The organism is Dysgonomonas sp. HDW5A (genome assembly GCF_011299555.1).
Lineage (GTDB): Bacteria > Bacteroidota > Bacteroidia > Bacteroidales > Dysgonomonadaceae > Dysgonomonas_A.
In genome coordinates this window covers 2,737,311-2,750,819 of record NZ_CP049857.1, presented here as the reverse complement: position 1 = coordinate 2,750,819, position 13,509 = coordinate 2,737,311, and the positions used below count along the sequence as shown (strand labels likewise).

The window sequence follows — 13,509 nt, the reverse complement described above, 5'->3', positions numbered from 1 at the left end:
TTTTATTTCTAACGCACCCTTATGGGTTTGTTTTTCATTTTGCCTTGATGCAAAACGAAACAAAAGATCAAGACTGTGCCTTTTGCCCGACCCGATACGGTCTCGAAAGCTAAAACAAAAGAAAACATTTAACGAACGATATCCTTTTGTTTCTTAACGCTTTCATTAGCCCTGCGGGTACCCCGTGCAAACGCCAAGGTCGGCGAACCTGACGGATAAAAGCCATCTGCGTGCGTCAGCCGAAGTGCATCAGTGGCGGAGCCGTTGGCTGACAAGCGAAACGGGCGTAAAACTAAACGTGCCGTAAGGCAGTAGGTTTAGTTTAGCCTGTAAGCTTAAGTCAGACAGGCGAGCCACGCAGCACAAAGCCTTTTTGATTCCTTTTGCGGATTTGGGCAAAAGGAATACAAGCAATCTTCGATTGCGCGTAGGATAAAGTACTAATTTAAAAGAACCCATAAATACAGCATTACTAAAAGTAGAAATCATATATTCATTAATCATATAAATATTTACACATGAAGAAAACCTTATTAGCAATTTCATTTGCTTTGGCTTTATTATCGTGCAGCAAACAGCCCACTTATGTGGAGGCGTATGTTACCACGGCAGACAAATCGATGACTATGGCAAAGGATAGTATTTTGTTGCAAACCAATAACGATACTATTAAACACAATCTGATAACGCTCGATCCAAGCGTAAAATATCAGGAAATGGATGGATTTGGGGCAGCTATAACAGGATCTACCTGTTACAATCTATTGAAGATGACTCCCGAAAACAGAGCTAAGTTATTGAAAGAAACTTTCGATCCTGTTGATGGTGTTGGATACAGTTATATCCGTATTTCTATTGCATGTTCTGACTTTTCTCTTGAAGATTATACATACTGTGATAAACCCGGTATCGAAAACTTTGAGATGCACGAATTGGATAAACGCGATTTGTTTCCTATTCTGAAAGAAATATTGGCAATCAATCCAAATATCAAAATCATGGCTTCGCCCTGGACTCCTCCGAAGTGGATGAAGGTTGACAACTTAAAAGACCGTAAGCCATTCGATTCTTGGACTAGCGGCCAGTTAAATCCTGATTACTATCAAGATTATGCAACTTACTTTGTGAAGTATATCCAAGCAATGGAGAAAGAAGGATTCAACATTGAATCTATCACCATTCAAAACGAACCTTTGAACAGAGGCAATTCAGCATCGTTGTATATGACTTGGCAAGAGCAACGCGATTTTATTAAATCGGCACTTGGACCGGCTTTCGAAAAGAATGGTATCAAAACAAAAATCGTGGTTTATGATCACAACTACGACTATGATGTAAACAAACCCGAAAATGCAGACCAAGGTCAGTATCCATTAAGAATATATGAAGATGCAGAAGCTGCCAAATATATCGACGGAGCGGCTTATCACGCTTATGGTGGCGATAAAGAAGAATTATTGAAAATACACGAAGGTCGTCCTGACAAAAACCTGTACTTTACCGAAATGTCTATCGGACTATGGGGTAATGGCTACGATTTTGGTGGTGATTTGATGTGGAACATGAGAGAGGTTTGTATCGGAACCATCAATAACTTCAACAAAGCGGTTATCATGTGGAACTTTATGTTGGACGATAAACATGCACCATTCCGTCCGGGTGGATGCGATATTTGTTTGGGAGCAATTGACATCAATTCTTCAGACTATGCTACAATGACTTACAACAGTCATTATTATACAATGGCTCACCTGTCGAAAGTAATTAAACCGGGTGCCAGAAGAATCAAAGCTGAAGGCAATACTTCTGCTAAAATTCATTATTCGGCATTCGAAAATCCTGACGGATCGTATTCTGTTGTATTACTGAATGAAGAAGATACAGCTCAAAAAATTAGTATTGCTGAAGGGAAATACATATTCACACACGAAATTCCAGCCAAAGCTGTAGTTTCTTATATCTGGAAAAATCCAATCTAACCTTTTTTTCTTTTTATACATATTTTCAAGCAAGAAAACCACCGGAGCGTTACGCCGCCTCCGGTGGTTTTTATTTCATATCTCATACTGGTATAAAATATCTAATGACACATCTTTTTTGGTAGGGGCAGACCTATGTGTCTGTCGGAAATAGGTAAACACTATTATTACTCAAAAAAAGTGTTTGTTCAAGAAGTCCATAAAACGATCTTTATAGGTGTCGGATACAGGGATATATTCTTTTCCGAAAACAATACAATTGCGTTCAATCGTCTTTATCTTATTCAGATTAACTATAAACGAGCGGTGTACACGCATAAATTGTTTTGCAGGAAGTTTTTCGTCCAAAGACTGCATACTCATCAACGAACTGATAGGTTCCGAAACTCCTTCGAGATGAAACTTTACATAATCTTTTTGATTCTCAATATATAAGATATCATTAAGCTCTATCTTTTCCATCCGATAACCCGATTTTATAAAGATGCTCGAAGCTTCGTTTGTATCAACAAGTTTAAACCACTCCATCGCTTTATTAGATGCCTGAAGAAACTCGGTATAACTTATTGGTTTCAATAAGTAATCCAAAGCATTGATTCGAAAGCCTTCAATTGCATACTGCTCGTAAGCAGTGGTAAAAATAACACGGGTAGATGCAGGTAATGTTTTCGAAAACTCTAATCCGCTAATTTGAGGCATATTAATATCAAGATACAACACCTGAATATTACCCGAACGAAGGGTCTCCATAGCTGCCAAAGGATTCTCAAAAGTAGCTACCAACTCCAGATAAGGTGTTTGCACGACATATGCCTTCAGCAAGTCTATTGCCAAAGGTTCATCATCTATTATAACACATCGTAGTTTCATATCGTTTCATTTTTGAGGAAAGTCAATCCGTAATAATACGAAAAAGCTTTCGCTTCGTCTTTCTACTATAAGTTCGTGATTGTTCGGATAAATGAGTTCAAGTCTTTTGGTCAGATTAGCAAGTCCTATACCCGAATTACCTGTCTCGATATGGTTTTCCGATTCGGATATACTATTTTCGACTGTACACAACACCCCTTTTTCTTTTTCTACCAGTATTTTAATGTCTATAAAACAATCTTCATCGGAACTCAAGCCATGTTTAAAGGCATTTTCGATAAGCGTCATAAACATCAACGAAGCAATCATATCCTTGCTTTCTTTATTCTCTATCAATACATTTAATCGAATATTCGAACTTATCCGAAGCTTCATCAAATCAATGTAATTACGGGTAAATTCAAGCTCCTTATCAATGGGTACAAACTTACGGTCGTTATCATACAATACATACCTTAAAAGATTGCTTAGCCGATGCACCGAATCCTGAGCTTTATGCTGATCGATAATTATCAGCGAATATATATTATTGAGTGTATTGAACAGGAAATGTGGATTGAGCTGACTTCGCAGATTCCGCAAATCAGCTTCAAGTTGAGTACTCTTTACTTTTTCGTAGTTAATAGAATCGCGATACCAGCGAGCTGTCATTTTTATGGCAACGCTTAATCCTATAACAAAGATAATAAGTAAATAATCGGTAAAAATTCGCATCCCAAAAGGAGGCTTATGCCTTCGCGGAACACCTTCCCTTTCTCCCATCGGTGGTGGATTCATTGTATAAAATGAAGAAAAAATAAAATCCATAACCATTGTCTGAATACCGACCAGCATAGCTATAAGCACGATATTTACACAGATATAAGCCGCAATTTTTTTATGAAACAACAGCTTTTCTATCAGGTATAAATAATTGATATAAAACAACAAGGCAAAGATACCCACCTGAGTAAAATAAGAAATGTAAGGTTTGCTATCAAAAGTACCTTCTCTCGACATAATATAGACAGGTACAAGTAATACAATGCACCAGATCAGTATGTGCGAAAATAGTTTGATGGAATTCTTCACATTCATATTTGTTTGAGATAATTAAAACCGTTGCTTTTATTCATAGCGTAATGCTTCTATCGGATCAAGATCCGATGCCTTCTTCGCCGGATACCATCCGAAGAATATGCCTGTAATAGTACAAACCAGAAAAGACAAAACTATAGTATAAATCTCAATATCGATAGGCCAGGACAAAATATTTTTCACCAGATACGAACTTCCTATTCCAATAGCGACTCCTATCACCCCACCCGTTACACTTAACAGGATGGCTTCTATAAGAAATTGCATCAATATATCTATACCTTTGGCTCCTATCGACATACGCAGTCCTATTTCACGTGTACGCTCTGTTACAGACACATACATTATATTCATGATACCGATACCTCCTACCAATAATGAGATACCTGCTATACAGGCTAGTAATACGGTCATCATATCGGTAGTGGAACTCATCATCGTAATCAGTTCTTTTTGCGAACGCACATTGAAGTCGTCTTCAGCATTGGCTCCTATTTTATGACGTTGGCGCAGAATATCTTCAATACTCTTAATGGCGTCTTCGGTAGCATCTTCGGTAGCTGCCGAAACTGAGATCGACTGAATATAGGTAATCGCCAGAATACGTTTCTGAACCGTTGTATAAGGAGCCAGAATAAGATCGTCCTGATCCATACCCATCGTATTATCGCCTTTTGAGGTCAATACACCAATTACCCTAAAGGGTATTTTATTGAAGCGGATAGTCTGTCCCACAGGATCTTCACCATTAGTAAATAGATTATCTACAACTGTCTGCCCGATAAGGCAAACTTTAGCTGACGATTTTACATCTGCCTCGGTAAACATCTCTCCCTGAGCTACTGTATATTTACGAATATCGAGATAAGACGGATTTACTCCATAGATGGAGGTCGGTGCATTATTGGCTCCGAAAATAACTTGCCCTGATGATGAAACTTCGGGCGAAGCTGCCGAAATATATTCAGCCTGATCGGCAATTGCTTCATAATCCTCCAATTTGAGCGTCTGCATACTGGATGCACTTTGACGAACTCCTCCAAACTGCCCTGTTCCGGGACGAATATTTATCATATTCGATCCCATTGTCGATATTTGATCCTGTATACTACGCTTCGACCCCTGCCCTATGGCAAGCATCGTAATAACTGCTGCCACACCGATAATAATACCCAGCATGGTTAAAAAACCTCTGAACTTATTACCGCTGAGGGCTCGAAGTGCTATTTTAAATAAATTGATAAAATTCATACCTTACTTTTTTAAAGTCACAGACCTTTGTTTTTGATGTTCCTAAGATCAGTTTTCTTTGGGTAGACTATCGAGAACGTCTTTTGCCGAACGTATATTTGTATTATAGACATCTTCTTTGATACGTCCGTCTCGAATCACAATATTGCGACTGCTAAATTCTGCTATTTCCTGATTGTGAGTTACAAAAATGATAGTCCGGTTTTCGTCCTTATGCATCCGTTGCAAAAGAGTCAGTATCTCGAATGACGTTCGTGTATCCAGATTTCCGGTTGCCTCATCTGCGAGAATAATAACAGGCTCGTTTACCAAAGCACGGGCAATTGCCACACGCTGTTGCTGACCTCCCGACATCTGATTCGACTTGTGATTGAGCCTGTCACCCAAACCCACATCCTGCAAAGATTTAATAGCACGTTCGCGACGCTCTTTAGAAGAAACGGACGAATTATACATCAATGGAAGTTCTACATTTTCGATGGCTGTGGTTTTAGCCAAAAGATTATAGGATTGAAAGATAAAACCGATCTTTCGGTTGCGAAGAGTCGCCCTGTTATTTTTATCCATTGTACGCACCGAAACTCCATCCAAATAATAGTCACCTACCGAAGGTGTGTCTAAACAACCCAAGATATTCAACAAGGTAGATTTACCCGAACCACTGGTTCCCATGATGGTCACAAATTCGCCTTCGAAGATGGAGAAGCTCACACCTCGCAAAGCATGTACTGTTTCTTCACCTACCACAAAGTCGCGTTTCAGATTGTCTACTTTTATTATTTCTTTAGCCATTATCTTACTTTTTAGGATTGACAATTATCTCCTGTCATTTCCATGACCTTGATTCTCACGATTAGAACCGTTTTCTTTGGATTGATCGTTTTTGTTGTCGCCTTTTTTAGTATTCTTATTTTCTTTTTTATTAGAATCAACAAAATTGCCGGGTACACCCAGTTTCTTTAGCGATTTTTTTAGCTTGCTCTTACTATTTTTACTCTTATCGAATTTCACGACAACGTTAGATTTACCCATATTCACCTGCACGGCAACTACTCCTGCTAATTCTTCTATGTGTCTTCTCAAATCGTACTCAGTGAATCGATTATCGGTAAATTGATAGGTTTCGGTCAAATAATCAACCTGCACTTGCTGATGATTCGGTTTACGATCGCCGTCAGTCGGTTTTGACTGGGCATAGCCTATCATTGGCATGATCAAGCAGAGAGATAATAGTAGTATTTCGAATATGTTATCCACTTTCTTTTTGTTTTTTTTCATCTGATTTTCTTTCAATATTTATTTTTTATTCCCTTCGGGTCGTTTTGGCATAAATGGGCTTGATTCTCCACTACTTGCAGAAGCTTCGGGTTTAGGCGTTCCTGCTTCCATTTTCTGCGAGATACCTGTAACAATTACATCCCCATCTTTCAAACCATCTTTCACCATCGTATTTATTCCATCCGAAACTCCCACAGTGATCAATCTGGGCGATAGTTTATTCTCCGACTTTATCCAAACTGTTTTTTTAGTTTTGTCTTTGGGATCAGAGGCTATAGGATGCTCTACAACCAAATCTTTAATATCTTTCAGTAATGCAGGATCGGGATTAAACCTCAAAGCTTTTGACGGAACTTTAAGCACATCCTTTTCTTCCATTGTGTATATATTTACATTGGCTGTTAATCCGGGTTTTAATTTCAAATCGGGATTCGGTGCATCTATAACCACTTCGTATGTCACAACATTGGAAGTGGTAGTTGCTTCTAAACGTACCTGCACCACTTTTCCTTCAAATTCATCGTCAGGATAGGCATCAACCGTAAACGAAACCCGTTGACCTTCACTTACATCACCTATATCGGCTTCATCGACATTAGCAATAACACGCATCTTGGTCAAATCGTTAGCTATCGTAAATAAGGTAGGAGTACTAAAAGAGGCCGCTACTGTTTGACCTTCTTCTACTGCTCTGGATATTACAACACCGTCAATGGTAGACGAAATGGTTGCATATCCCAGATTAGTCTGAGCTTTAAAGACTGCAGCTTTGGATGATGTCACTGCATATTTAGCTGTTTCGTAAGTAGTTTGTGCAGCTTCCCAGTCAACTTTACTGATAGCTTGTTTTGCCCAAAGTTCTTTTTGGCGGTTAAAATTTCGCTGCTGATTCAGAAAGTCGGCTTGCTTCGACAGTAAAACAGCCTGTGCATTCTCCAACTCCGAATTAAGAAGGTTTTTATCCAACTCAGCTAATATTTCGCCTTTCTTTACGACCGAATTGTAGTCTACATATATCTTGGATATTACACCCGACACTTGTGTACCAACTTCTACTAATTTGATAGGCTCGATAGTACCTGTGGCGGTAACCGATGTTGCAATATCTCCTTTTTGGACTTTAGCTGTATCTAAAATCATTGCAGACTTTTCGCTTCGGGGTAAGAAGAAATAAAGACCACAGGCTATAATTATTACAACTGCTATAATTAGGTATTTCTTTATTTTTTTATTCATTGCTATTCTATTAAGTAACACTAAAAATTTATTGCTACATTTTATAACCATAACTATCTCTCGCTATTATACTTGCCAAAGCAATAAATAGGTCTGAGGCCTTAAGCTCGGAGAGCTATTAAAAAAATTCGACAAGTATAACCACTCTAAACTGTTACTTTCTTTAAAGACTAATTTCCTGTCCCTGATAAAAATTAAGTAACTTCAAACTCAATATGGCTGAGTATTTAGCTTGTATAAATTCCTGCAAGGCATTTGCGTAGTTGTTTTTTTCGGTAGTCAGCTCCACAATATTACGTACTCCTAAGTTATATTGCTCCGATATCAGATTGTAGCTCAATTCGGTTGATCCGAGTTTATCCTTGGCTGCAACGTATTTGCTTTGTGCCGATACTACATCCTGATAGAGGCTCTCAATTGTTCGCAGTAAAGCTTTCTGTTCGTCCAACAAAGCCAGTTCGGCAGTTTTGATATCAAGACTAGCCTTTTCTACATTCGATTTGTTTTGTCGGTTATCGAATATGGGAATACTCAATGTTAAACCTATATTTTGATCGAAATTTCGTCCAAGCTGAGTAAAAAACGATGGCGACTGACTATAAATCTCACCTGTACCCATACTTCCCGTCAATGTTAACGTAGGCAAATACCCTGCTTTTGCTGAAGACTTGTTGAGATTAGCCAGTTTTATACCCAATTTGCTGTTTTCTATTTCGGGCATTATCTTTAATGCTGTACGGTAAATGTCTTCTTTTCTAGGTACCATTTGCAATACGTTATCATCTGCTATTGGAGGAAATTCGACTTGAAAATCAACATCAAGATCCAATTCCAGCAATTGTTTTAGCTGAAGTTTATAATTATCGAATGAGTTTTGTGCAGCTACCACATCGTATTTATTGGCACTGTACTGAGCTTCTATTTGTGCATACTCGCTTCGTGTAATACTACCCGCATCCAGAAAATCTTTGGTTTGTTTCAACTGCACTTCGGTTGATTCGAGTATATTCTGGCTGTTTTTAATGGCCTCACGTGCATACAACATCTGCAAGTATGCCTGTGTAATGGAAATCTCTATACTATTTTGAGTTTCACGAGTGGTGTACTCCTGAGACTGCTTTTTTAACTGAGCTTCTTTTATAGTATTCAGATTACGCTTTCCATTAAAAAGGGTTACACTGGCATTCAAGGCATATTGTCCGACCAATGAGCTTTTGAATTTATACTCACCATCGGTATTCACCACTTGTGCATTCGAAAAACCATGCGAAACATTCCCTGTAAGACTTGGAAAAAGTGCCGCTTTCGACTGTAATTCATCTACGGCATAACTATCTTCTGTAATCTGCGATTTTTGCACCTGAATATTATTTTCACGGGCATACTCTATACACGATCTTAATGTCCAGCTTTGTTGAGCCAAAAGCGATTCTGAGATCAACAAACTGAAGGTTACAGCAGAAATAATTATACAATAATATCTTTTCATTGATTATATCTTATTCATTATCAAACCCATTATCCATTGGCATCTCCGGAGGAGTTCCTTGTCTGTCAGAACGGCTGCGTCGCTCTCCATCGGCAGGTCGGCTTCTACGCCTCTCGGGTCTTCGGAATTCCACTTGATCACGCTTCTCTTTGAATATTGCATATTGCTCAGGGGATAAAGTGGATCTAATTTTCTGATCAGATTTGGTTCTTTCTTTATCGATCTTTTCATCAATTTTATGAACCTTCTTCATAGTCTTTTCATCGTCTTTAGGCTTATCGGAGCCATCGGTAGGCATCATTAGTTCATGCTTCTGACCTTCTAGTTTCATTACAGCTTTCCGTTCATCGGTTAGTGTTTTCACTAACTTTTCACGTTGTTTCTCCGTCAGACCTTCAATCTCAGGAAATTTGGTAATGCCAATCTGATTACTATCACCTCCTCGTTGCGAAGATTCTCCTCTGGGAGGACGTCCGCCACCTCCGGGTCTTCCACCGCCCATCGGGGGTTGTGCCGATAGATTCAAACAAACAGCAATAGTTGCTATAGCTAAAAGTATTTTTTTCATAATCAGTATATTTTTATTATTTACTGATTCAAATATAGAGGGGAAGGGAAAGTTGGACAATCAAAATCGACAGAGAGGATAATTCTATCGACAAAAAGAAAATCACACTGAAAATGTCCGCATTTTCAGTGTGATCTATATAATTAAAAATATTTTGTAACTAATAAAAAGCAGGTTGGTTTATTGGTTCAAAATCAGATAGTAAATTGTATTATTAGTTTATTGAGGTATGAGCATTATTCTGTTCATCATAGGTTACTGAAGTTCTTTTTCCTTGCTGAATCTGAACTGCTGCAGTTCCGTAATTGTAATACGAAGATTTGAGTTGTATCAGATAATTTCCAACATTTAGCGATTGACTAGTATGTTTCTTATAAGTGTTCAACGGAATGTCAAAAAGTGATACTTGCGTGTTCTGCATCGAATAAATAAGCACATGTAAATCATCCGAGGTATTGACAAAAGTCAGATAAAGTTCTCCATCTAAAGTAATGTCATCATCATTCGAACAACCGGTGAATGCCAGAAAAGGGATTAATAAGAAAAGAATAAAGCTCATTGTTTTCAGTGATCTCATACTTGTATTGTTTAAGTGTTTAAATAATTTAACAAGCAATTTAGCCATAATTATTTATAGATACAATAGTCTGATTTAGTAATTAGAGAGAAAGGAAAATATTTTATTTTTACTTCATCAAATAGATAGACACAGTTACCTTTAAATAACCAGATTAAGCAAAAAATAAAGATAATATGGTTGATCAAGCAGAACCACAGTCGAAAATTATCCAGCAGTAGAATGGTAAGTTTCTTTCTGGGATTGTATAAACGAAAAAGCCCTTGTCATCACGACATGGGCTTCCTACAAACACACTAACTAACACTAACCTAAAAAGGATTTATATCACTTCTTAGTTGAAAATATTTTTTCTTTTTATATAATTCTGATTTATGACCACAAAGTTATATAAATTTTGATTTATCTGGTACTAAGTTATCTTAAATTATTGTTTAATATCAAAAACTTCGACAAATATCTCTTTTCAATCGACGATTTGGTATAATCTTAAGACATAATTCACTTGATAAAAGAACTCTTTTAGAAACAACCAACTTCTGGATTTGACCACAAAGCTAGAATTCTACATTCATATAGCAACAAAGTTATAAAAATGATCAACAAATAGGTGATGTTTCGTATTTTTTAACACAAATATATAAAACATTAAATATAAGATCTCTTTATTACTTTAATTTAAACACTACTTATCATTAAACGCAAAAGAGTTCAAATTGTTGAGTGAATATTCAACTTTTAAGTTTTATAAAGCTTACTTTTAAAAAAAACACCACCAAAAATCGAATAAAAAAAACTAACAATCAACAACATACACACATACATCTATATTTAAAATAACATGGGTGCAAATTCAGATAAGTAAAGCCTCCAGTTTGCCCAAGTGTGCCCACCTTCGCTTTCTCTGTATTGGTATATAAATTTCATTTCATCAAGTTTCGATCTGTAATCAACTACATTCTGAAACAGAAAGTCTGTTTTACCAATAGCTATCCAGTAAAGACGATATCCATTAGCTTGCTGAGCCAATAACTTTGCCTCCAAATCTGTGTACATAGGTGAAGCTGCATTGGCCGGTGGCAGAATAGCCGGGGAGAACAATCCCACGTAATCAAAGGTATTTGGATAATTTGCTGAAATGTACAAGGAGTGGAATCCTCCCATAGAAAGGCCTGCAATAGCCCTGTTTTGCTTATCAGACTTCGTTCTGTAATTATTTTCAACAAATTTGATAACGTCTCCAAAATTAGCTTCCATATCTCCACTAAATATATCGGGAGTTCGCATATCGGGTTTGTAAAAACCTTTGTCAGACTCTCCCGGTGCGGCAGTATTGCTTGTATGCCCATTAGTCATCACAACAATCATAGGCTTAGCTTTTCCTTGGGCGATAAGGTTATCCAATATCTGCGAAGCACGTCCGAGTGCCATCCAGGCTTCTTCGTCGCCTCCCATACCATGCAGAAGATAAAACACGGGATATTTATCTGTACTGCTCTCATATCCCGGAGGAGTGTATATAGTGATACGACGGGGGCTATCGAGCTTTGGAGAATCGTACCAACGACGGGCAACAGTTCCGTGAGGTACATTCTGCACTTTATACAAGTCTCCCAGACCTCCTTCGATCAGAAATATATTCATTACAGTAGCTACATCACGAACCTGATATACATTATTGGGATCGATAACTTTTAGTCCATCCACAATAAATGTATAACTGTACAGGTCAGATGGCAGTACTTGAGTAGTGAAACTCCACAAGCCATTTTCGTCTTTCTGCAGATCCTGCAATTTGGGTGTCCATCCCTCACTGGGCATCCAATCACCTTGCAATTTTACCGATTTAGCATTGGGAGCCATCAGTCTGAATGTTACTGTATTGTCTTTATTTATCTGAGGCGAAACAATTTCTGCTTTTGGAGAGAAATCGAGATTCTGTTGAGCCAGCAACCCTGCACTTATCAGGCAAATAGTAAGTATAAAAAATATCCGTTTCATGCTATTTTAAATTTAAGTTCATCATTTTCAAATGTAGTTTTTATTTTTCAGACAACGGATGTACTGCAAGGGTAAAATAGACGCAGGAAGAAAATATCTGTTCCGAGGATTATCACAGCCTGTTATTCGTGATTATTATTTGATCTTTATTATCTTTGCAGACGTTTTGGTGGCACAATTTCATATCTACGAAAAAGTGCTGAAAAGGAAATCAGGTGTAAATCCTGAACAGACCCGCTGCTGTAAGCTCCGCCAAGCAATCTTTGGATATTATTTGATCCACTGTTTCTAATAGAGAGATGGGAAGGACATCCGAAGATGGAGTAAGTCAGAAGACCTGCCAAAGGTATATATAGTTTAAAGCTCGTGGTTAAGGCTTAAGAACATTCATATTCAAAATATGCCTGGCATATGGCGACTTCATGTTTCGTATCCTCTTAATTCTGAGTATTGTTTAATAGTATAAAAGAATTGAGAAACGATGTCTCCAATTGTATTTGTATCGTTAGGACCGGGTGAAGCCGATTTGATAACCCTCAAAGGATTAAAAGCCCTGCAAACTGCCGATTGTATTTTTTATCCCGCAACCATTCTCAAAGAAGGTGCCGTATCTTCGAGAGCTTTGGATATTATGATGGAGCTGGATATCGACCCCAAAAAGACCATTCCTTTTCACGTTCCCATGAGTAAAGACCGCTCTCCGGCAATAGACGCTTATAATCGGGTATCTGAGGAAGCTGTACAGCAATATCTCCAGAATCTGAAAGTAGCCATTGTAGCCGAGGGCGATGCTGGTTTTTATTCGTCCATTCATTATATATTCGATACTCTGGTTAAACAAAACATTCGGGTAGAACATATTGCAGGTATTCCTGCATTTATTGCAAGCGGAGCTTTAGCAGGAATTCATATTGTAAAACAAGAAGAGGAACTGAATGTAATTCCGGGAATAATATCAGCAAGCAGCCTGATCGATAAAATAAATTCGGGCAAAGTTGTGGTTATTATGAAGGTTTCGCAATGTCAGGATGCGGTTAAGGAATGTATATCTGCGATTCCTACAGCAACATTTCATTACTTCGAAAATGTAGGTGTCAAAGAAAAGGAGTATTACACTTGCGATACTCAAGAAATAATTTCCCGCAAATTCCCCTATTTTTCTCTAATGATAATCCACCAATAA

Annotated in this window: 12 protein-coding genes and 1 riboswitch; of the genes, 2 read left to right on the top strand and 10 right to left on the bottom strand. The window is 37.9% G+C overall.

The window, feature by feature from the left end; translation table 11 throughout:
- Positions 1-518 precede the first annotated feature (518 nt).
- Positions 519-1,979: a glycoside hydrolase family 30 beta sandwich domain-containing protein gene (locus tag G7050_RS11420; RefSeq protein WP_166115477.1), complete on the top strand. Its 1,461-nt coding sequence runs from the start codon at positions 519-521 to the stop codon at positions 1,977-1,979.
- Between the two features lie 171 nt (positions 1,980-2,150).
- Here the strand turns inward: G7050_RS11420 and G7050_RS11415 are convergent, their stop codons facing one another.
- From G7050_RS11415 to G7050_RS11370, 10 genes are all read right to left on the bottom strand, one after another.
- Complete coding sequence (locus tag G7050_RS11415) at positions 2,151-2,849, bottom strand: LytTR family DNA-binding domain-containing protein (RefSeq protein ID WP_166115475.1); 699 nt, start codon at positions 2,847-2,849, stop codon at positions 2,151-2,153.
- Positions 2,850-2,855: 6 nt separating this feature from the next.
- A complete protein-coding gene (locus G7050_RS11410; protein WP_255499114.1) occupies positions 2,856-3,926 on the bottom strand; it encodes a sensor histidine kinase in 1,071 nt (356 codons plus the stop codon).
- Between the two features lie 30 nt (positions 3,927-3,956).
- Complete coding sequence (locus G7050_RS11405; protein WP_166115473.1) at positions 3,957-5,177, bottom strand: ABC transporter permease; 1,221 nt, start codon at positions 5,175-5,177, stop codon at positions 3,957-3,959.
- Positions 5,178-5,225: 48 nt separating this feature from the next.
- Positions 5,226-5,969, bottom strand: coding sequence for an ABC transporter ATP-binding protein (locus G7050_RS11400; protein WP_166115471.1), 744 nt, complete (start codon positions 5,967-5,969; stop codon positions 5,226-5,228).
- 24 nt (positions 5,970-5,993) lie between these two features.
- Positions 5,994-6,455: a cation transporter gene (locus tag G7050_RS11395; protein WP_166115469.1), complete on the bottom strand. Its 462-nt coding sequence runs from the start codon at positions 6,453-6,455 to the stop codon at positions 5,994-5,996.
- Positions 6,456-6,473: 18 nt separating this feature from the next.
- Positions 6,474-7,691, bottom strand: coding sequence for an efflux RND transporter periplasmic adaptor subunit (locus G7050_RS11390; RefSeq protein ID WP_166115467.1), 1,218 nt, complete (start codon positions 7,689-7,691; stop codon positions 6,474-6,476).
- A gap of 163 nt (positions 7,692-7,854) precedes the next feature.
- Positions 7,855-9,180 (bottom strand): TolC family protein, encoded by a 1,326-nt coding sequence (locus G7050_RS11385; protein WP_166115465.1) that lies wholly within the window; start codon positions 9,178-9,180, stop codon positions 7,855-7,857.
- A 10-nt stretch (positions 9,181-9,190) separates the two neighbouring features.
- Positions 9,191-9,748: a hypothetical protein gene (locus tag G7050_RS11380; RefSeq protein ID WP_166115463.1), complete on the bottom strand. Its 558-nt coding sequence runs from the start codon at positions 9,746-9,748 to the stop codon at positions 9,191-9,193.
- A 214-nt stretch (positions 9,749-9,962) separates the two neighbouring features.
- Complete coding sequence (locus G7050_RS11375; protein WP_166115461.1) at positions 9,963-10,325, bottom strand: hypothetical protein; 363 nt, start codon at positions 10,323-10,325, stop codon at positions 9,963-9,965.
- An 831-nt stretch (positions 10,326-11,156) separates the two neighbouring features.
- Positions 11,157-12,326: an esterase gene (locus G7050_RS11370; RefSeq protein ID WP_166115459.1), complete on the bottom strand. Its 1,170-nt coding sequence runs from the start codon at positions 12,324-12,326 to the stop codon at positions 11,157-11,159.
- 150 nt (positions 12,327-12,476) lie between these two features.
- Positions 12,477-12,686: riboswitch (cobalamin riboswitch) on the top strand.
- Positions 12,687-12,807: 121 nt separating this feature from the next.
- Between G7050_RS11370 and G7050_RS11365 the strand changes: the two genes are divergently transcribed.
- Positions 12,808-13,509, top strand: coding sequence for a precorrin-2 C(20)-methyltransferase (locus G7050_RS11365; protein WP_166115457.1), 702 nt, complete (start codon positions 12,808-12,810; stop codon positions 13,507-13,509).

Excerpts from the sequence above, each read along its gene's own strand:
- G7050_RS11420 (WP_166115477.1), top strand. The coding sequence starts at position 519 with ATGAAGAAAACCTTATTAGCAATTTCATTTGCTTTGGCTTTATTATCG.
- G7050_RS11415 (WP_166115475.1), bottom strand. The coding sequence starts at position 2,849 with ATGAAACTACGATGTGTTATAATAGATGATGAACCTTTGGCAATAGAC.
- G7050_RS11410 (WP_255499114.1), bottom strand. The coding sequence starts at position 3,926 with ATGAATGTGAAGAATTCCATCAAACTATTTTCGCACATACTGATCTGG.
- G7050_RS11405 (WP_166115473.1), bottom strand. The coding sequence starts at position 5,177 with ATGAATTTTATCAATTTATTTAAAATAGCACTTCGAGCCCTCAGCGGT.
- G7050_RS11400 (WP_166115471.1), bottom strand. The coding sequence starts at position 5,969 with ATGGCTAAAGAAATAATAAAAGTAGACAATCTGAAACGCGACTTTGTG.
- G7050_RS11395 (WP_166115469.1), bottom strand. The coding sequence starts at position 6,455 with ATGAAAAAAAACAAAAAGAAAGTGGATAACATATTCGAAATACTACTA.
- G7050_RS11390 (WP_166115467.1), bottom strand. The coding sequence starts at position 7,691 with ATGAATAAAAAAATAAAGAAATACCTAATTATAGCAGTTGTAATAATT.
- G7050_RS11385 (WP_166115465.1), bottom strand. The coding sequence starts at position 9,180 with ATGAAAAGATATTATTGTATAATTATTTCTGCTGTAACCTTCAGTTTG.
- G7050_RS11380 (WP_166115463.1), bottom strand. The coding sequence starts at position 9,748 with ATGAAAAAAATACTTTTAGCTATAGCAACTATTGCTGTTTGTTTGAAT.
- G7050_RS11375 (WP_166115461.1), bottom strand. The coding sequence starts at position 10,325 with ATGAGATCACTGAAAACAATGAGCTTTATTCTTTTCTTATTAATCCCT.
- G7050_RS11370 (WP_166115459.1), bottom strand. The coding sequence starts at position 12,326 with ATGAAACGGATATTTTTTATACTTACTATTTGCCTGATAAGTGCAGGG.
- G7050_RS11365 (WP_166115457.1), top strand. The coding sequence starts at position 12,808 with ATGTCTCCAATTGTATTTGTATCGTTAGGACCGGGTGAAGCCGATTTG.